Annotated in this window: 22 protein-coding genes; 7 read left to right on the top strand and 15 right to left on the bottom strand. The window is 69.1% G+C overall.

The features are described from left to right. Window positions 1–11: 11 nt before the first annotated feature. Window positions 12–866 (top strand): helix-turn-helix transcriptional regulator, encoded by an 855-nt coding sequence (locus tag QMG86_RS28000; protein ID WP_281875714.1) that lies wholly within the window; start codon window positions 12–14, stop codon window positions 864–866. Here QMG86_RS28000 and QMG86_RS27995 read toward each other — a convergent pair. After that, on the bottom strand, window positions 863–1,486 hold the full coding sequence (locus QMG86_RS27995) for a DUF8020 domain-containing protein (protein WP_281875713.1): 624 nt from the start codon (window positions 1,484–1,486) through the stop codon (window positions 863–865). The genes QMG86_RS28000 and QMG86_RS27995 overlap by 4 nt on opposite strands. Window positions 1,487–1,720: 234 nt before the next feature. On the opposite strand from QMG86_RS27995, the gene QMG86_RS27990 reads away from it, so the two are divergent. Both QMG86_RS27990 and QMG86_RS27985 read left to right on the top strand, forming a co-directional pair. After that, window positions 1,721–2,053: an ArsR/SmtB family transcription factor gene (locus QMG86_RS27990; protein ID WP_281875712.1), complete on the top strand. Its 333-nt coding sequence runs from the start codon at window positions 1,721–1,723 to the stop codon at window positions 2,051–2,053. Continuing rightward, window positions 2,050–2,526 (top strand): SRPBCC family protein, encoded by a 477-nt coding sequence (locus QMG86_RS27985; RefSeq protein WP_281875709.1) that lies wholly within the window; start codon window positions 2,050–2,052, stop codon window positions 2,524–2,526. The genes QMG86_RS27990 and QMG86_RS27985 overlap by 4 nt, the downstream gene beginning before the upstream one ends. 52 nt (window positions 2,527–2,578) lie before the next feature. Here QMG86_RS27985 and QMG86_RS27980 read toward each other — a convergent pair whose 3' ends face one another. The 9 genes from QMG86_RS27980 to QMG86_RS27940 form a co-directional block, all read right to left on the bottom strand. Next, window positions 2,579–3,985: a cytochrome P450 gene (locus tag QMG86_RS27980; RefSeq protein WP_281875708.1), complete on the bottom strand. Its 1,407-nt coding sequence runs from the start codon at window positions 3,983–3,985 to the stop codon at window positions 2,579–2,581. Next, complete coding sequence (locus QMG86_RS27975; RefSeq protein WP_281875706.1) at window positions 3,982–5,142, bottom strand: MAB_1171c family putative transporter; 1,161 nt, start codon at window positions 5,140–5,142, stop codon at window positions 3,982–3,984. The genes QMG86_RS27980 and QMG86_RS27975 overlap by 4 nt, the downstream gene beginning before the upstream one ends. Then, entirely contained in the window at window positions 5,139–5,642 is a 504-nt protein-coding gene (locus QMG86_RS27970; RefSeq protein ID WP_281875704.1) for a hypothetical protein, read from the bottom strand. The genes QMG86_RS27975 and QMG86_RS27970 overlap by 4 nt, the downstream gene beginning before the upstream one ends. Window positions 5,643–5,822: 180 nt before the next feature. Beyond that, window positions 5,823–6,812, bottom strand: coding sequence for a pirin family protein (locus QMG86_RS27965; RefSeq protein ID WP_281875703.1), 990 nt, complete (start codon window positions 6,810–6,812; stop codon window positions 5,823–5,825). Continuing rightward, complete coding sequence (locus QMG86_RS27960; RefSeq protein ID WP_281875701.1) at window positions 6,809–7,603, bottom strand: GNAT family N-acetyltransferase; 795 nt, start codon at window positions 7,601–7,603, stop codon at window positions 6,809–6,811. Before QMG86_RS27960 ends, QMG86_RS27965 begins: the two co-directional genes overlap by 4 nt. 162 nt (window positions 7,604–7,765) lie before the next feature. Beyond that, window positions 7,766–8,059 carry a putative quinol monooxygenase gene (locus QMG86_RS27955; RefSeq protein WP_281875699.1) on the bottom strand — a complete coding sequence of 98 codons (294 nt, stop codon included), beginning with the start codon at window positions 8,057–8,059 and terminating at the stop codon, window positions 7,766–7,768. Window positions 8,060–8,081: 22 nt separating this feature from the next. Next, window positions 8,082–9,092, bottom strand: a complete 1,011-nt coding sequence (locus tag QMG86_RS27950) for an aldo/keto reductase (RefSeq protein ID WP_281875698.1) — start codon at window positions 9,090–9,092, stop codon at window positions 8,082–8,084. Next, window positions 9,089–9,520, bottom strand: coding sequence for a MerR family transcriptional regulator (locus tag QMG86_RS27945; RefSeq protein ID WP_281875696.1), 432 nt, complete (start codon window positions 9,518–9,520; stop codon window positions 9,089–9,091). The genes QMG86_RS27950 and QMG86_RS27945 overlap by 4 nt, the downstream gene beginning before the upstream one ends. A 97-nt stretch (window positions 9,521–9,617) precedes the next feature. After that, on the bottom strand, window positions 9,618–9,989 hold the full coding sequence (locus QMG86_RS27940) for a glyoxalase superfamily protein (RefSeq protein WP_281875694.1): 372 nt from the start codon (window positions 9,987–9,989) through the stop codon (window positions 9,618–9,620). Between the two features lie 58 nt (window positions 9,990–10,047). On the opposite strand from QMG86_RS27940, the gene QMG86_RS27935 reads away from it, so the two are divergent. Continuing rightward, window positions 10,048–10,251 carry a hypothetical protein gene (locus QMG86_RS27935; RefSeq protein WP_159849860.1) on the top strand — a complete coding sequence of 68 codons (204 nt, stop codon included), beginning with the start codon at window positions 10,048–10,050 and terminating at the stop codon, window positions 10,249–10,251. Window positions 10,252–10,274: 23 nt separating this feature from the next. On the opposite strand, the gene QMG86_RS27930 is transcribed toward QMG86_RS27935, so the two are convergent. Beyond that, complete coding sequence (locus QMG86_RS27930; RefSeq protein WP_281875691.1) at window positions 10,275–10,766, bottom strand: SixA phosphatase family protein; 492 nt, start codon at window positions 10,764–10,766, stop codon at window positions 10,275–10,277. Window positions 10,767–10,947: 181 nt separating this feature from the next. Between QMG86_RS27930 and QMG86_RS27925 the strand changes: the two genes are divergently transcribed. Further along, window positions 10,948–12,618, top strand: a complete 1,671-nt coding sequence (locus QMG86_RS27925) for an FAD-dependent oxidoreductase (RefSeq protein ID WP_281875690.1) — start codon at window positions 10,948–10,950, stop codon at window positions 12,616–12,618. 353 nt (window positions 12,619–12,971) lie between these two features. On the opposite strand, the gene QMG86_RS27920 is transcribed toward QMG86_RS27925, so the two are convergent. The 3 genes from QMG86_RS27920 to QMG86_RS27910 form a co-directional block, all read right to left on the bottom strand. After that, window positions 12,972–13,766 (bottom strand): acyl-[acyl-carrier-protein] thioesterase, encoded by a 795-nt coding sequence (locus tag QMG86_RS27920; protein ID WP_281875689.1) that lies wholly within the window; start codon window positions 13,764–13,766, stop codon window positions 12,972–12,974. 188 nt (window positions 13,767–13,954) lie between these two features. Further along, the gene (locus QMG86_RS27915; protein ID WP_281875688.1) at window positions 13,955–15,079 is read right to left on the bottom strand and encodes a transglycosylase SLT domain-containing protein; all 1,125 of its coding nucleotides are present in this window, start codon (window positions 15,077–15,079) and stop codon (window positions 13,955–13,957) included. Then, window positions 15,076–15,405 carry a type VII secretion target gene (locus QMG86_RS27910; RefSeq protein WP_281875687.1) on the bottom strand — a complete coding sequence of 110 codons (330 nt, stop codon included), beginning with the start codon at window positions 15,403–15,405 and terminating at the stop codon, window positions 15,076–15,078. Before QMG86_RS27910 ends, QMG86_RS27915 begins: the two co-directional genes overlap by 4 nt. 145 nt (window positions 15,406–15,550) lie before the next feature. On the opposite strand from QMG86_RS27910, the gene QMG86_RS27905 reads away from it, so the two are divergent. Together QMG86_RS27905 and QMG86_RS27900 are read left to right on the top strand one after the other, a co-directional pair. Continuing rightward, window positions 15,551–16,525 carry an NADPH:quinone oxidoreductase family protein gene (locus tag QMG86_RS27905; RefSeq protein WP_281875685.1) on the top strand — a complete coding sequence of 325 codons (975 nt, stop codon included), beginning with the start codon at window positions 15,551–15,553 and terminating at the stop codon, window positions 16,523–16,525. Between the two features lie 19 nt (window positions 16,526–16,544). Beyond that, on the top strand, window positions 16,545–17,657 hold the full coding sequence (locus tag QMG86_RS27900; protein WP_281875684.1) for a winged helix DNA-binding domain-containing protein: 1,113 nt from the start codon (window positions 16,545–16,547) through the stop codon (window positions 17,655–17,657). 10 nt (window positions 17,658–17,667) lie between these two features. On the opposite strand, the gene QMG86_RS27895 is transcribed toward QMG86_RS27900, so the two are convergent. After that, window positions 17,668–18,192, bottom strand: coding sequence for an Lrp/AsnC family transcriptional regulator (locus QMG86_RS27895; RefSeq protein WP_281875682.1), 525 nt, complete (start codon window positions 18,190–18,192; stop codon window positions 17,668–17,670). Between the last annotated feature and the right edge of the window lie 19 nt (window positions 18,193–18,211).

The following is an 18,211-nucleotide window of genomic DNA, read 5'->3' as shown; positions in this document are numbered from 1 at the left end:
ACAGTTATGGCATGGACCGCCCCGAACTCGCCGATTTCCTGCGCCGCCGCCGCGAGCAGCTCACGCCCGCCGAGGTGGGGTTGCCGCCCGGTATCCGGCGGCGCACGCCGGGGCTGCGCCGCGATGAGGTCGCCCTGCTCGCGGGCATCTCGACCGACTACTACACCCGGCTCGAGCAATCGCGCGGCCCGCGTCCCTCCACCCAGGTGCTCGCCTCGCTCGCCCGTGCCCTACGTTTCGGCAACGACGAACGCGACCACCTCTACCACCTGTGCGACCACGCCCCGCCGGGACGTGAGACGACCGACAAGCACGTGGGCCCCGGCCTGATGCACCTGCTCGCCAAGCTGGACGACACCGCGGCCACCGTCGTCACCGATCTCGGCGAGGTTCTCGTGCAGAACCGGATGCACACCCTGCTCGTCGGCGATCACGGCGACCGCCGCGGGTGGGATCGGTACTACGCCTACCGCTGGTTCACCGACCCTTCGGCGCGCGCCATCTTCCCGGAGGAGGACTGGGATCGGCTCGGCCACAACCACGTCGCCGATCTGCGTGCCACGGCCGCGCGCCGCGCGGGCGACGCGGACGTGACCGAGCTGATCATCGAGCTGCGCTCCGCGAGTCCCGAGTTCGACCGGCTCTGGAACGAGCACCACGTGGCCGTACGGCTGTCGGATATCAAGCGCATCCGGCATCCGCAGGTCGGACTGATCGACATCGTCTGCGAAACGCTGCTCACACCCAATGCCGCCCAGCGCCTGCTGGTCTACCTACCGCGTCCGGGCACCGACGCCGCCGAGAAACTGGACTTGCTGCGGGTGATCGGCACGCAGCGGCTGACGCCCGCCGACCGGCTCGACTAGGGCGCGGTGACGTACTCGAGCGCCGCGTCGACGGCGGGCTGTCCGCCGCCGATGACGTACCCGGCCATCGCGCCGATCGCGGCTCCCGCGACCGCGGCGACCGGCACCGTGATGAAGTCGAGCACGAACAGTCCGAGCGGGAAGCCGACGATGAAGCCGATCGCGGCGCCGATCCCGGCTCCCGCCAGGATGGTCGGCATGACCTTCTCGGCCTCGGCGTAGAACCGCTCCTGGGCGCCGATATCGCGCAACGGCGCGTCGGCCATCGCGACCGGTGCCACGGTGAGCCGGTGGCCCGCGTCCTCGAGCACGGGCCGCAGGGACACGCGCTGGTCTCCGATGCGCAGCGTCATCGGCAGTGCGGCGACGATTTGTCCGTCGCGATCGGCGACCGTCACCACCCGGTCGTCGTGGGCCAGCTCGAACGTCCCGTCCTGAAGGGTCGCCACCGCCGCGCGGCGGTCCTCGGTGGCCGCGACCTCGTAGGCGACCTGGTGGAACGTGCCGTGCAGGTCGAGTGGCGCGTCGGCGGGCGCGGGCTGCGCGTGTGCGGCGCTCGTGGTGAGTGCGGTGGCCGCCAGCGCCACCAAAGTCGCCGCGGTGATTTGGGAGATCCTCATCATGCTCTTTCCATGTCCCGCCCCCGTGTCCGGTTCGTCCGGACAAGATACCGCTCGCGGGGTCCGATCAGAAGTGCTGAGTCGCAGTTCTGCACCGATTCCCCCGCGAAAGACCCTGGCTTACTTCGCCACCGGATGCTCGCGGTGTGGCTGCGGTATTCGCGGCCGACCGTCGCTCGAGTCGCCGGCGATTCCCTCTTGACGTCCGCGCCTCGATGCGAAACACTGAACTAGATGGTTCAGTATGACTTCTTGGATGCCTCCTTCGGGGCGCTCGCGGATCCCACCCGGCGTGGGATCCTGGAACGCCTCGGCAGGGGGCCCGCGACCGTCAGCGAGCTGGCGGAACGCTTCGAGATGACGCTCACCGGCGTCAAGAAGCACATCCAGCTGCTGGAGGCCGCGGGCATGGTGATCACGGAGAAGCGCGGCCGGGTGCGGTACTGCCGCCTCGGCGAGAACGTCTTCGACCGCGAGGTGGCCTGGATGCAGGGTTACCGGCGGATGGTGGAAGCGCGGCTGGACCGTCTCGGTGAATTCCTCGAACGAACGGAGCAGGAGCGATGAGCACAACCACGAACGAGGCCGTCATCACGGCCGACACCGACCGCACGATCCACGTGGAGCGGATCTTCGACGCCTCGCTCGAGCGCGTGTGGGACGCCTACAGCAGGCTCGAGCTGCTCGCCCAGTGGTGGGGGCGCGGCAACCGGCTCGACATCGAGCGCTGGGAGTTTCGTCCGGGCGGGCACTGGCGTTTCATCGAGCACGCCGAAGGGGAAGCCCACGGCTTCGAGGGCCGCTTCCGCGAGGTCACCCCGCGGGAGCGCATCGTGTACTCCTTCGAGTGGGACGGCATGCCCGCCCACGTGGCGATCGACAGCGTCAACTTCATCGATCTCGGCGACGGTCGTACCAAGGTGGTCACCGACAGCCAGTTCCACACGCCGCAGGAGCGGGACGGAATGCTCCAGTCCGGCATGGAGTCCGGGCTCAACGAGAGCTACCGCGCACTGGACGCCTTGCTCGCACGCGGCTGAGCCGGAACGCTTCGGCTCCGGTCGCGGGATCGGAGCCGAAGCGCGCGGGCGGTCAACCGTCGCGCCGGGAGACCCTGAGGCGCAAGCGATCCGGCTTCAAGGTGATCGTCTCCTGCACGCGCAGTACGTAATCCGGATCAGGGCTCAGATCGAACGCGCGCAACAGCGTCGCCAAGACCAGCACCATCTCGTGCTGCGCGAATTGGCGGCCGATGCAGGCGCGCATGCCCACGCCGAACGGCCGGTACAGCTCCGGATGGCGGCCGCGCACGCGCTCGGGGAGGAAACGGTCGGGATCGAACTGTTCGGGATCACCACCCCACAGCTCGTGCCGATGGAGCTGGAGCAGAACGACGAACACCCACTCGTTCTTCTCGAACGGGTAGCGCCCGTCCAGCATCGTGTCCGCGCGCGCCTTGCGGAAATACCCCGGAGCCGTCGGCCACAGCCGGAGCGTCTCGTCCACGATGCGCCGCACATAGCGCAGTTTCGCGACCTGCTCGAACGCGATGTCATCGCCGCCGCAGACCTCGTCGACTTCCTGGCGGGCCCGAGCGGCCACGGCCGGGTCGACCGACAGATAGTGCAGCGCGAAGGCCAGGACGCCCGCGGTGGTCTCGTGGCCTGCGGTGAGGAACGTGAGAATCTGGTGGCGGACATTGGTCGGATCGAGCAGTTCCCCCGTTTCCGGATCCGGCACGGTGAGCATTCGATCCAGCAGGTCGCCGTGCGCGCCCGCGCCCTCCCGCCTGCGCTGTGCGATCACCTCATCGATCGTCCGGTTGACGAGGTCCACGTCGCGCCGGTGCTGAGCGCGCTGCTCGCGGAACACGGTGCGTTCGACGAGCGGGTGGGAATAGGCGGCGCGGTTGATGTAGGTCAGAGCGCGCAGCATCGCGGCGACCACGGGGTGCGGGTCGGGGCGGGTGAACGACTCGAAGTCGTAGCCGAACGCGGCCCGCCCGATGACTTCCAGAGCGACCTTGTTGGTGTCGGCCGGTACGTCGACCCATTCGCCCGCCCGTGCCGTCCAGTACTCGACGAGCTCGGCAGCACAGGATCGCATGGTGGCGTGGTAGCCGCGCATGGCCGCCGCGGTGAACGACGGCGCGAGGATGGCGTGGGCCTTGGCCCAGTTCGGTTCGGAGTTGTGCGCGGTGAACAGCCCGTCCCCGGCGACGGTGCGCAGATCGCGGATCGGCACGCCCAGGAATTTGGCCCAGAGCGCGTCGTCGTTGATCTCGCGCAGCAGGTCCGGATCCGACACATACGTCACGCGGGTCCCGAAGATGTTGCGTTCATAGATGCCGCCGTACTTCTGCGCGCCGCGCATGCCCCATTGACTGCTGTCGGTGACGTGCAGATCCCATACGTCACCGGCCAGGGGCAGCCGGAACGGCGGGTGCGGCAACTCCCGGTCACTCGCCCGGATCCGGTGCTGGGAATTCGTCGTGGTCATCTTGCTCCGTCCAGTTGTGCGCACAGGTAGGTCTGCGCCCGTCCCCAATGCCGCGCGACACGGCGCAACGTACGGGTTTCATCGACGATGTCTCGACCGGGCCCCGACGCCTGCAGCCGAAGATAGGAACCCGGCTGAGCGCCAAGGGCTTTGCGATGCGAGGCGCGCGCGATCTGCACCGCCTCGGCGACGTCAGCGGGCACGTCGGCCGGTAGTGGTTCGGCGAAGCGCCCGAGCACGAGCAGCGCGTCCCGGATCTCGACGACCATCCGGTGCAGGCGACGTCGCGGGTCCGGGTCGGGGTCGGAGTGCGCGGGGCGCGGGATCTCGGCGCACGTCGTCACCAGGTCCCGCCACATCGGGGTCAGCTGTCGTATGGTGCGCGAAGCCGAATCGATGCCCAGCCGCCGCGCGATCTCGGTGCCCACGCGGGCGCCCGCCGCCAGCGAGCCGAGGCCCACCATGTAGACGAAGTTGTTCTCGTTGGCCCGGAACCGGAAATCGACGAACGCCGTGCCGGTCCCGCTCGCCGCGCAGACCGAGCTGGCGAAGATGGAGACGGCCTCCTCCAGCGTCCAGGCGCCGACGACCAAGATCAGCAGATAGGTGAACCTGTGCGAGGGCCGCAGCTGACCCGCGCGCAGCTCTCGGACGCTGGCCGCGAACACCAGAAGCCCGGTCACCCCGCACCACCCGGAGAAGAACGCGAAGTAGGCGACCGTTTGCCAGCCCTCGGTCCGGTCGATGTACTGGCCCAGGGCGCGAGCGTGCGCGCCGAGCAGCAGCATCAGCGTCATCGATACGCCCGCCGCGACCCACACGGTCCGCCGCATCCGCCGGTACCCGGCCGAAGCCTGCTCCGACCATCGTTCCGACCACGATTGCGCCAGCACGATCAGGGGCGCGAAGGTCGCGACGATGAACGTGGTGCCGAGTTGCCTGGTGAAGCCGATGCCGAGCAGGCCGGCGTCGGCCAGGGCGGTCTGCACGGTCCCTTCGCGCAGCAGCGCCGCGATCACCGCGCAGATCAGGGCATAGGTCACCTGGCGTTCGCTGGGCCGGGACCGGCCGTGCAGCCACGCCAGGCGCAGCAGGGCCACCAGCGCGCTGCCTCCGATGATCAGCCACGCGATGACCGGTGGGGCCGAGGAGGTCACCCCTCACCACCCCAGAACGATCGCATCGGCCGCGAGGAACGCCAGCGGGAGACACCCGACAGCAGCAGGTCCGCGAACAGCTCGGCCTCGTCTTCCTGATCGTCGGCGAACTCGCTGCGTCCGAGTACCCGCCGGACCATGGCCGGGTCGATGCTCGGCAGCAGCTGCCGCACTCCCGTCAGGCCCGCGGTCCCGGCATTGTGATCGAGCACCATATGGCCGGTCTCGTGCGCGATGATCTGATCGATATGGAAATCGGTCGTGCCCGCGGCGTAGGCGAACACGTCCACATCGGTGCAATCGAGCCACAGACCGCACGGCGTGCCGCGGCCCGGTTCCAGGGTTCCCGGCAACAACGTCGAAGCGACCGGCACGAGTTGGATCGGCCGCCCGCGCCACTCGCCCAAGGCGGCCAGGAATTTCTCTCTGTGCCAAGGCGACGGAACGAGTTTCAGCACGGCCTCGCGCGCAGCCATCACCCGCTGCGTCGAGTCGTCCATCGGAAGCCCCCTCCCCACCGAAAAACGGGTGGCGACTTGACTTTACAACGACCGACGGACGCAGGCCGAGGCGGAAGCCGGCTGAGTGCGGGCCGGTGCTCCCTGAGGACCCGGCCGCCCGGCCGGGAAGGTGAACCGGCCCCCTAACCACCCGCCGCGCGGAATACGCGGCGCCGCGACTCAGTCCCGGGCGGGGCCGATCCGGCGCTTGCGTGGCTTCAGGTGCAGTCCGGGCAGTGGCGGCGCCGGAATGCGCTGCCGCGGGGGATGGCCGGCGATGTCGGCGAATCGGGTGACGTCGTGGTTCTCCCAATCCGCCCGAGCGGCGGTGATGTCCTCGTGGCTGCGGCCGACAAAGTTCCACCACATCACCAGCTCCTCGCCGAACGGTTCGCCGCCGATCAGCGCGAAGTGCGCGCCGCCTTCGCTGCCGAACCGCAGTTCGTCGCGCTCGGTGCCCAGGTACAGCAGGGGGCCGGGGGCGAGCTCCTCGCCCGCGACGGTCACCTCGCCCTCGATCACCAGCACCGCGTGCTCGAAACGAGGGTCGAGCGGAAGGGTGACGTCGGCGCCGGCCGCCAGCCGCACATCGGCGCCGACGATGGGGGTGTAGGCGATCGCGGGCGAGGTCTTCCCGGCCAGTGCGCCGATCAGCACGATCGCCCGGAGGCCGGGCGTTTCCACGACCGGCAGCTCGCGATGCTGCTCGAAATGCGGGGCGATGCCGGTGCGGTCGCCCGGCAGGGCGATCCACAGCTGCAGGCCGTGCCCGGCGGGCGCGCCCGCGACGGCGTACTCGGAGTGGGCGATGCCGCGTCCGGAGGTCATCAGGTTCAGCTGACCGGGTTCGATCTCCACGTCCGAGCCCACCGAGTCGCGATGCCGGATGCGGCCCTCGAACGGCCAGGTCACCGTTTGCAGGCCGATGTGCGGATGCGGATCGATGTCCGGCGGCGCACCGGTCTTGGTGACCGTCGGCGAGCCGAAGTGGTCGAGGAAGCACCACGCGCCGACGGTGGGCAGGTCCCGCTGCGGCAGCACGCGTTCGACGAAGACGCCGCGCACCCCGCCGAGCGGCACCTCACGGGCCGGATACCGCTCCGCGACCGGGCCGGGGCCCGGCGCGGGTTCACACAGCGTCTCGGCCGGGCGGGGGTCGAGATCACTCACCGATCGACGCCCTTGCCGATCACGTGCTTGTCGTAATCCGGGTGCTTGTCCAGGTACGCCTTGATGAACGGGCACACCGGACGGATCACGCGCCCGCGCTCGACGACGTCCTCGATCGCGCTCTTGGCCAGGACGGAGCCGAGGCCCTTGCCGGAGAACGCGCCGTCGACCTCGGTGTGCGTGAACACCGTCTCGTCGTCGCGCTCCTCGTAGTCGGCGAATCCCGCCAGCTCCCCGCCGTAGAACACCTCGTAGCGATGCCGCTCGTCGTTGCGGACGACCTTGGACTGCGAAGCCGATTCGGTCATGGTTGTCTTCTCCTTCCGTGCGCGGACCGGATGTCTGCTGAGAATCGAGACCCGATTGAACGCGCCGATCGTGGTGGCCACCCAGATGACGACGGACAACTGGTCGTCCGTCAGATACCGGCGCGCCGACGCGTACTCACGCTCGACGACGTCTTCGCCGGGAAGCGTCGCGGTGATTTCCGCTACCGCGAGCACGGCCCGCTCGAACGGGGTGTACGGGCCGCCGCGCCGCCAGCCGGGCAGCACCGCGATCTCCTGCTCGGTGGCGCCGGCTGCCAGGGCGGCCCGGTAGTGCACGTCCAGGCAGTATGCGCAGCCGTTGAGCTGGGAGACGCGCAGATTGACCAGTTCGATGATCCGGCGATCCAGACCCACCGCCGCTCCCGCGGCCCTGACCTCGTTCGCGACGCTGTTGAGCGCGCGGAACGCGGCCGGCGTCTGCTTATCGATCCAGACGCGGTCGCGTGGCGCTTCGGGCTTCATATTCGTGGGATGTTAGTCGCCGCCGGTGAACGGCGCAGACCAGGCCGCCGGATAAGCGGACTTCGGTCCGAAAGTTTGCGCGCCGGTCGCGGAGGATCGGCGCGGCCGGGAGCGTCGCCCCGGTGATCCGGCCTGGCGCGCGCCGCCGGATCAGCGGATGGCTCAGGCTATTTCGGTGAACCGTCGCAACTGGAACGGTTCGACCAGGACTTCCTGCAACGCGGTGGCGAGAGCCTTCAGGTGCGGTGTCCGGAAATGTGCGGCCAAGGCATCCTCGTCGGCCCACTCCTCCAGCAACACCATCCGGCTCGGGTCGGTGGGATGCAGGTAGAGCTCGTACCGCAGGCACCCGCCTTCCGCCAGCGTCGGTTCGATCATGCCTTGCAGCAGATCCTTCAATTCCGCCTCGCGACCCGGCTTGGCGAGGAAGCGCACGTTGAGCGTCAACGTCGACATGGTCGTCTCCTGATCTCGAAGGTCACTCCCGGCCCGCGGACGTGAACGACATATCCGCGTACCGCGTTCCGGAAACCTGATCCGCGATCGGCTCCAGCGCCGCCAGCTCGTCGAGGGTCAGTGCGATCGTCGCGGCGGCGACGTTCTCGGTGAGCCTGGTCCGGCTGCGCGTGCCGGGGATCGGGACCACCGCGAGGTCGTGCACACCGGCTTGGGCGTGCGCCCAGGCCAGCGCCACCTGTGCCAGGGTGATGCCGCGTGCTTCGGCGATGGCCCGCAGCGGGGCGAGCAGCTCGGCGTTGCGGGCCGCGTTCTCGCCGGTGAAGCGCGGCATCGAGGAGCGAAAATCGTTCGTGTCCGCGGTGCCGGTGAACGATCCGGTCAGGAAGCCGCGACCCAGCGGCGAGTACGGCACGAACGTCACATCCAGTTCCGCGGCCGCAGGCACCACGGTGCGTTCGACGTCCCGGGAGAACAGCGACCATTCCGACTGCACGGCCGCGATCGGGTGCACCGCGTGCGCCGCCCGCAGTTCGGCTCCGGTGACCTCGGACAGGCCGAGCGCGCGGACCTTGCCCTCCCGCACCAATTCCGCCATCGCGCCGACCGTGTCCTCGATCGGCACGGCGGGATCCTTGCGGTGCATGTAGTACAGATCGATGGTGTCGATCCCGAGCCTGCGCAAGCTGCCTTCCACCGAGTTGCGGATGTAGGCGGGGGAGTTGTCGAAGCCCCGGTAGGCAGGGTCGTCGGCCTTGCGGACGATGCCGAACTTGGTGGCGATCACCAGCCGGTCGCGCTCGGCGCGGACGAAATCGCTGAGAAATTCTTCGTTGTGACCGGAGCCGTAGACGTCGGCGGTGTCGAACAGCGTGACACCCAGCTCCAGCGCCCGGTCCAAGGTGGCCCGGGATTCGGTGGGGTCGCTGGGGCCGTAGAACTCGCTCATGCCCATGCAGCCCAGGCCTTGGGTCCCCACCCGGATGTCGCCGCCGCCCAGCGCGGTGGTGGGCAGCGTGCCGACCGTTGTCATACCTTGATCCCTTCGGTGTCCTGCGTGGTGCCCACGGCCTGCTCGATCGCTCGGCTCTTGCCCTCGTAGAGGGCGATCTTGCGATCGAGCACGGCCAGGGTCTGACGAAGTTCATCGATCTTGGCGAGCACTTCCGCGCGGGTGTCCCGGAACATCGCCAGCCGTTGCGGGAGCGTGGCGTCCCCGGCCCGCACCAGCTCGGCGTAGCGCACCATGTCCGCCACCGACATGCCGGTCGTGCGCAGCCGCCCGATCAGCGCCAGCCATTCCAGATCCCGGTCGCTGAATCGCCGCTTGCCGGTGTGGTCGCGCCCGATGTAGTCCATCAGCCCGATCCGCTCGTACCAGCGCAGCGTGTCCCGGCTCAGCCCCGACCGCTCGGACACCTCGCCGATCGAATACCGGGGCTGTTCCCTGTCGTCGCTCACGCTCCCGTGAGAGGCGGTTTCACTCACTGCACTCGCCCTTCCCGTTGAACATCGATGACGCTAGTCACCTGGAGTACGCTCCAAGCAAGGCTCGGATTCAGCTGGTGTAGTCGGGCAGCTGCTGGACGGCCCATTTGTTGCCATCCGGATCGGCGAAGAAGGTGAACAGCCCCCAGCCGAGATCCTGGACCGGCGTGGCGTCCACGCCTGCCGCGGTCAACTGCTGATAGGCGTCCTCGGCGCTGGCCACCACCATCTGCATACCCCGGACACTGCCGGGCGCCGCGTCGGTGACGCCTTCGCCCAGACAGATGGAGCAGCCGGAGCCGGGCGGGGTCAGTTGCACGAAGCGCAGGTTCTCGTCGACCCGGTGGTCGTGGTCGGCGTTGAAACCGATCTTGGTGTAGAAGTCCTTGGCGCGGTCGACGTCGGTCACCGGAATGGCGACGAGCTCGATTTTCCAATCCATCCGGCGAGCATTCCATCGCGCACCGACAAAGTCCCGGATTCCGGCCTACGCTGGGAACATGCCTGGAAAGGACATCGACCGGATCAGGGCCCGTTCGGCCTGGGCGACGGTCAAGGAAAGCCCGGTGATCACCGCTGTCGCGATCGCGCCGTTCGCGCTCGCGCTCGGGGTGGTGTGGTGGTTGTTCGGTGGACTCGCCGCGTTCGCGCTGCTACTCGTGCTCGGCGGGGTCGTCGTGGTCGGCGGCAGGTTACTGCGCTGACCGCGCGTACCCATCGCGTGCGGTCAGCGCGGTATGTGGAAATGCACCAGCTCACCGGTCCCCGGATCGACGTCCGCCCAGTCGCGATCGAAACGCAACACCGCGAGCGCTGAAGTCGGGAACTTCCGGCTGAGTTCGACCGCGGGGGCGGCATCACGATTGCTCGCCAATTCCCAAGCGGTCCACGGCATCCCCGGCGCGTGCCCGACCATCAGCAGGGTCGTCACGTCGTCGTCGCCGAGGCGGACCAGCTCGATGAGCGTCTCCGGCGCGGCCTCGTAGATCCCGGGTTCGAAGACGACCGGCGCGGTGACCCCGGTGGCCGTGAGCGTCTGCCTGGTCCGCGTGGCGGTGGAACAGCGCACCGCGTCGATCGGCGGCTGGGTCGCGCGCAACCAGTCGCCCGCGAGCCCGGCCTCGCGCCTGCCCCGCGGCGCGAGCGGCCGCTCGTGATCGCCGACGCCCTCCGGATAGGCCGATTTGCCGTGCCGCATGAGGATCAGGGTCCGCGCCATGGAGATACGGTAAGCCCTCCGGGCGAGAGGTCCCGACCACACTCGAGGCAAACTGAAAGCGGCATCACATCACGAGCTCCAGCGGGCGACCCTCGCGGCGGACGTGACGGACGCCGCTCATCTGTCCACCACAACCCCTGGGTGGCCACGGCCCACGTACTTCTTCGAGGATCAGCACAATATGGCCTACGTAATCACGCAGCGTTGTTGCAACGACGCCAGCTGCGTCTCCGAGTGCCCGGTCGACTGCATCCGTCCCACTCCGGATCAGCCGGAGTTCGCGACGACCGAGATGCTCTACATCGACCCCGACACCTGTATCGACTGCGGCGCCTGTGTCGACGCGTGCCCGGTGGAGGCCATCTTCTCCGAGGACGACCTGACCGCTTCGCTGGCGCGATTCCGCGATATCAACGCCGCCTACTTCCAACGGCACCCGCTGGAATCGAACTTCGATCCGATCGTCACCCCCTCGCGTCCGCCGAAGGAGCTGGGCACCCTGCGCGTCGCGATCGTCGGCGCCGGTCCCGCGGCCTGCTACGCGGCCGACGAACTGCTGCGCAGGGCCGACGTGGAAATCGAGATGTTCGACCGGCTGCCCACCCCGTGGGGCCTGGTGCGGGCGGGCGTCGCGCCCGACCATCCGGGCACCAAGACCGTCTCGGGCATGTTCGAGTCCGCGTTCCGCCGCGAGACCCTGCAGTACTACCTCAACGTCGAGGTGGGTACGCACATCTCGCACGAGGAACTGCTGCGTCACCACCACGCCGTGATCTACGCGGTCGGCGCCTCGAGCGACCGCAGAATGGGCGTCCCGGGCGAGGACCTGCCGGGCAGCCACTCCGCCACCGAATTCGTGGCCTGGTACAACGGCCATCCCGATTTCGCCGACCGCACGTTCGACTTGTCCGGCGAGCGGGCCGTGATCGTCGGCAACGGCAACGTCGCGTTGGACGTGGCGCGCGTGCTGACCGTCGATCCCGACGAACTCGCCAAGACCGACATCGCCGATCACGCGCTGGAGGCGCTGCGGCGGAGCAATATTCGCGAAGTCGTCGTGCTCGGCAGGCGCGGCCCGCTGCAGGCGGCCTACACCTCGCCGGAATTCCTCGCGCTGGCGCATCTGAAGGGCGTCGACGTCATCGTGGACGAGACCGACCTGGCACTCGATCACGCCAGCCAGGCGATCGTGGACGACCCGCAGGTCGAGCCGTCGCTGGCGTTGAAATACACGCTGGCCAAGGAATACGCCGGCGGACGCCGGGCGGAGGGCAACAAGCGGATCGTGTTCCGCTACCTGACCTCGCCGACCGCGCTCACCGGCAGCGAGCGGGTCGAGGCCGTCGAGATCGTGCACAACGAACTGTTCGAGGAAGACGGTCAGCTGGTCGCGCGGCCGACCGATCGCACCGAGAGCATCGACGCTTCGCTGGTGCTGCGGTCGATCGGCTACCGCGGCGAGCGGATCGGGGAGCTGCCGTTCGACGAGCGGCGCGGCGTCGTGCCGAACGAGCACGGCCGGGTCATCGGCGACGACGGGACGATGCTGAGCGGCGTCTACGTCAGCGGATGGATCAAGCGGGGACCACGCGGCGTCATCGGATCGAACCGGATCGACTCCGAGGAGACGGTCGAGTTGCTGCTCGCCGACTTCACCGCGGGCAAGCTCGCTCCCCCGCAAGCCGACCGCGCCGCGCTGAAGGCCCTGCTCGCCGAGCGCCAGGCCGACTTGGTGGACCGGGCGGGCTGGCGAGCGATCGACCAAGCGGAGAAATCCGCGGGCAAGTCCGCGGGCCGCCCACGTGTCAAGTTCACCACCCGCGAGGACCTGCTCAAAGCCGCCCGAGGCTGACGCCCACCGAGCCGGTCGGATCCCCCAGGTCCGACCGGCCTCCAGCCACAGCTGTGCCCGCCGCCCGTTCGGACGATTTCGCGGAAGTCCGGCTGACGGACACAACCCGGCCGCCTGATTCCCAAGCATCCGGCGGCGAATCCCCGACCGCTGCCCGGACCGTTCGCTCCGCAGCTGGCCGCGTGGCCCTGAGAGAACCTGGCGGCAGGTCCGCGATCGCCCCCGGAATGTTTTCAGCGGAACTGGCCGACTGATCTCGCGAGCACATGGGTAACTCACCGGGAACGCCCAAAACCCGAGTCGCAACCAACGCAGGACCTGAACGTAACTCTAGCGCTCCTGACTTGTACGGCCTAGAAACCCGGAGAGGCGGGGGAGCCCGGTAAGGGCATGATGCGGACGACGGTCGTCGTGGTTCCGCCGACCACGAACCACAGCCGCAGCACCGGCTGCCCGGTGCGATCCCCCGGCTCGTACCGGCTGCGCACGCTCACGTGCTGGCGCGCCAGGACCGGGGCCACGTATTCGATCACCGCGCGGTGCGGGCCCGCGAGCAGTTTGGGATATTCGACCAGGAACTGTTCCACCGCTTGCCAGTAACAGGCGTTGTTGACGTGGTTGTACTGGTCGATATCGGTGGCGCGCACCGGGAACGGTAAGTCGGTGTCCGACTCCGGCGGGGTGGCGTCGGTCAGATACGGCCGCCACCGCAGGCGATGCTCGGTGGAGGTGCGCGCGAGGTAGGCGAGGCCCTCGTCGCTGATCCGCGCGGGCATGCCGGTGGACTCGCTGATGTTGATCCAGAAACCCTCGGTCTCGATCAGTCCGCCGTTTCCGCTGGTGATCCGTACCCGCATGTTGGTCCACCGGGTGGACATCGCCGAGCACCACCGCAGCAGCCGCACCTCGTCCGGCCACAGGATCGGCCGGATGACGTCGATGACCGTGCGCCGGACGATCCAGTTCGGATCGGTCCGGTGGAAGAACGTGCTATGGAGGTTTTCCCAGGCGATATCTTGCAGGTAGCGGGCGATGGCGTCGAACCGCAACCGGTCATAGGGATCCACATCACCAGCCCGGACGGGCCACGCCGAAGCAAAGCCCATGCCCTCCTGGGGAAGCGGGGCGAGTGGCTGATCGAGTGACACTTGTGCTCCTCGCGCTGCACGGTGTGCCGCGTTTCTTCATGCGGTGCTGTTGTGACGACTTTACGGGGCGTACGTCACACCCTCGCGTCGAGCCGTCCGTACCTCCTTAATAGTCCGTCTGCCGGGACCTGGGCCAGCAGAAACGGGGTCTTGCGTGCGCGACCTGGCCGGGAGTAGCTCCGATCGGCTCAGTAGCCCTGGTAGGCGCCGCCCGAGTTCACCGCGGCGACCCCGGGAACGCTGCCGAGCGACCCGTAGCGGTCGATGGAGTACCGCACTCCGGCGATGATGTTGTCGACCGGGTTCCAGATGTCGTCGTGACCGGGCGCTTTGTAGGCGTTGAACGTGCTGTCGATGGTCTGCATCAGGCCCTTCGACGGGTGCCCCGCGACCCAGTTGCTGTCCCAGCGGTTCTCCGCGTAGGGGTTGCCCGCGGATTCGTGCTCGATGATCAGCGCGATGGCCCGCTCGTCGATCTGCGCGGGGTCGTAGCCCATCGCGATGAGCTTCTGCTTCGCCTCGGCGATCCATCGGGCGACGTCACCGCTCGGCAGCGGGCCGGTCGGCGCGGACGAACTCGGACCACCCTGATACGTCGTGCCGGACGAGGTGCCGTGCGAGTTGTTGTGCCCGGACATCAGCTGGCTGGAGCGGTCCGGCGAAGCCGCGGCGACCGGGGCGCCCGGCGCGGCGGCCGGTGCGGTGGCGGCGGGTGCGGTGGGCGCCGCGGGCACGTTCGCACCGGGCTCACCGAGCCCGGCGAACGCCGCCTCCAATTTCCCGACCGCGCCCTCGACCCGGGTCGTGGCTTGGCCGGCCACGTCCTCCGCGCTCTTCAGGGCGTTGGTCAGCTCCCAGGTGCGCGAGGCGGCCTGCAGCGCCTCCTGGAAGACGAGCCCCTCGACGTCGGCCTTGTCCGCGTGCCCGCGGAGATAGTCGATCCGGGTCTTGGCGTCCACGGTGCCGTTGGGAGCGACATCGAACGGCGGCGTCTGGTTCAGCGCGTCGTCGCGCAGGCTCAGCACCTTGGCTTTCGCGTCGGTCAGGTTCTGCACCAGCGCGGTGAGCGCGGTCTGCAGCTCGAGCAGGGCGGCGCTCACCGCGGAGGCGCGCGTCTTCTCGGTCTGCATCCTGGCGTTCGCGGCGTCGCCCGCGGAGCCGGACCACTGCTTGGCGTCGGACAGGGCTTTCGTGTCGTCGGCGCCTTTCGCGACCGCGGTGTCCAGCCCCTGCGACATCCGTCCGGCGAGCGCGCCCGCCGCCGAAAGCTGCTCCGGCTGCCAGTTCTCGACGTCTGGGATGGTGAGGGTCATGGCAGCTGGAGCCCTATCGCGCGGAGCTTGGCCGCGAAGTCGTCCTCGGCCAGCTCGTACTTGCCCGCCGCGTTGTGCAGGTTGTCGGCGATCGTGGTGAGCCGCGACCCGACCCGTTCCAGGCAGCGATGCACGGCATCGTTCGCACGCTCGGCCACCGGGCCGAACTCGGTGCCGGGCAGCGCCCCGGCGAGGGCGCCGAAACCCTCGCCGCCGAGCTCGGCGACCGACGTGGCCTCGGTGCGCAGCGTCTGCGCGAACGAGCGCAGCGCCGCCGGATCGACCTGCATCGTCGTCGCAGGTAGCGGCTGGTTTTGCTCGACCATGAATCCCCCTTCCCTCCCGACCGCGAGGTCGCGGCCAGCATAGCAAAATCGGGCGTCCGGACGGGCGTCCTCGGGCGGCGCCCGTTATGTTGTCGGTGTGGCGCCGGCGCGGATCATGCCGGTGCGAGGACAGAGAGGTCGGCACATGCGCGCAGCCCAGGTCAGCAAGCTGGAAGGACCGGAAGCGGTTCAGATCGTGGACATTCCGGAGCCCGCGGCGTTCCCGGGCGGCGTCGTGATCGACGTGCACGCGGCCGGCGTGGCCTTTCCGGACGTGCTGATGACGCGCGGCCTGTACCAGATGAAGCCCGAATTGCCGTTCGTCGTGGGCGGCGAGGTCGCGGGCATCGTCCGGGAGGCCCCCGAGGACGCGCACGTGCGGCCGGGTGACCGGGTCGTCGCGCTCACCATGCTCGGCAACGCGATGGCCGAGACGGCCGTCACGCCCGCGCAGATGGTGTTCCGGCTGCCCGACAACGTCTCGCTGGAGGCGGGCGCAGGCATCCTGTTCAACGACCTGACCGTGCACTTCTGCCTGCGCACCCGGGGCAGGCTGGCCGCGGGCGAGACGGTGCTGGTGCACGGCGCCGCGGGCGGCATCGGCACCTCGACGTTGCGGCTGGCGGCCGCGCTGGGGGCGGGCCGGGTGATCGCCGTGGTGAGCACCGAGGCGAAGGCGGAGGTCGCGCGCGCCAACGGCGCCAACGACGTGGTGCTGACCGACGGCTGGCTGGCGGCGGTGAAGGAGCTGACCGGCGGTCGCGGCGTCGACATCGTGCTCGACCCGGTCGGCGGCGACCGCTTCACCGACAGCATCCGTTCGCTCGCCTCGGCGGGCCGGTTGCTGGTCGTCGGCTTCACCGCCGGGGAGATCCCGACCGTCAAGGTCAACCGGCTGCTGCTGAAGAACGTCGAGGTGACCGGCGCGGCGTGGGGTGAATGGGTGATGTCGCACCCGGGCTATCTGCAGGAGCAGTGGGCCGAGGTGGAGCCGCTGCTTGCCTCCGGCAAGATCGCGCCGCCGGAGCCGGTGCTGTATCCGCTGGACAAGGCCGCGGAGGCGGTCGCCTCGCTGGACAACCGGACGGCCACCGGCAAGGTCGTGGTCACGCTGCGCTGACGTATCCCACGCCCCCGTCATGAAACTGTCCAACCGGGTACTGAACCGGACTCTGCTGGCTCGTCAGCATCTGCTCGCCCGCTCGCGGTGGACGGTGCACGAGATGTGCGACCATCTGGTCGGGTTGCAGGCGCAGGATTCGCCGCCGCCGTTCGTCGGATTGTGGAGCCGCGTCGCGGCCTTCGACCCGGCGACGGTGTCGGACGCGCTGGAGGACCGCTCCCTGGTCCGGATCACGTTGATGCGCGGCACCATTCATCTGGTCACGCCCCCCGACGCGTTGCGGATCGCGCCGCACGTGCAGCCGGAACTGGAGAAAGTGCCCTTCCGCAAGGGCTTCAACTACGGCGCCATGGTGGGCCTCGACCCGGAAGAGGTGCGCGGGCAGGGCGAAGCGGTGCTCGGCGACGAGCCGATGTCCGCAGCGGACCTGCGCGCCCGCGCCGCCGAGCGTTATCCCGACCGCGATCCGGGTGCGGTGGTGCAAACCTGGCTGTATCAGCTGCCGGTCTTGCAGACTCCGCCGCGCGGGAAATGGAAGGACAACAGCAGGCCGATCTGGTCGCGGGTCGAGCCTTGGCTGGGCGCGCCGCTGGACCCCACATATCCGTTGGCGGAGTTGATCTTCCGCTACCTGCGGGCCTTCGGCCCGGCGAGCACCATGGACATGCAGACCTGGTCGAAGCTGCCCGGCATGAAGCAGGCCGTCGCGGAACTCGGCTATCGGGTGCGTACCTACACCGACGAACGCGGTCGCACGCTCTACGACGTCGCCGACGGTGAACTGGCCGATCCGGACATCCCCGCCCCGGTGCGGCTGCTGGGGTGGTACGACAACGCCCTGCTGTCGCACCAGGACCGCACCCGGATCGTGCCCGACGGCGCTGTCCCTCCGCTGCGCGCCTTCGCGGCCCAGGTATCCCCGGTGCTGGTCGACGGCTTTCTCGCGGGTCTGTACAAGGTGTTCGCGAACTCCGGGACCGCCCGGCTCCGCATCAGCCCGACCCGGACGTGGACGAAGGCGGAGCGCGCGGAGGTCGAGTCGGAGGCACACGCGCTGCTCGCCTTTCTGGAGGCGGGCAAGCAGGGAAGTGTGGAGATTCTCGACGCGGGGGCCGACCTGCGGCCGTGAGCCGGATCGGCTATCGGTCGCGGGCGGGGCGATAGGCGGGCGCCTTGGTGGTCCCGGTCGGGCTCAGCGTGCGCAGTAGCGGCAGCGCCCGGCGGGCGACCACGGTGGACAGCACGATGACGCTGTGCGAGCGCACCACCGAGGAGGTCCGGTCGATGCTCAGCAGCACGGCCTGCAACCCGGCGTGCGAGTCGGCCCCGATCCGGCACAGCACGTCGCCGGTGCCGGTCGTGGCATAGGCCTCGAGCACGCCGGGAATGGCGTCGAGTTCGGCCGCCACCGCGTCCAGCGCACCTTGGGCGATCTCCAGCGTGACGAACGCCTGCACGTCGAACCCCGCGGCGGTGACATCGATCTGCGGGTCGTAGGAGGCGATCACGCCGGACTCCTCCATGCGCGCGATCCGCGACTGCACCGTGGCCCTGGCGACCCGGGTCCGGCGGGACAGTTCGAGGATGCCCGCCTTCTGGTACTCGTGCATCGCGGTGAGGATGGCGAGATCGAGCTCGTCGAGCTTCGCCGATGTGCGCGCCATGGCGGCCTCCGTTCGAGCA

Source organism: Nocardia sputorum (assembly GCF_027924405.1).
GTDB classification, from domain to species: Bacteria; Actinomycetota; Actinomycetes; order Mycobacteriales; family Mycobacteriaceae; genus Nocardia; species Nocardia sputorum.
Note: the sequence above shows the minus strand (reverse complement) of the source record. Positions and strands in the feature narration are given on the sequence as shown.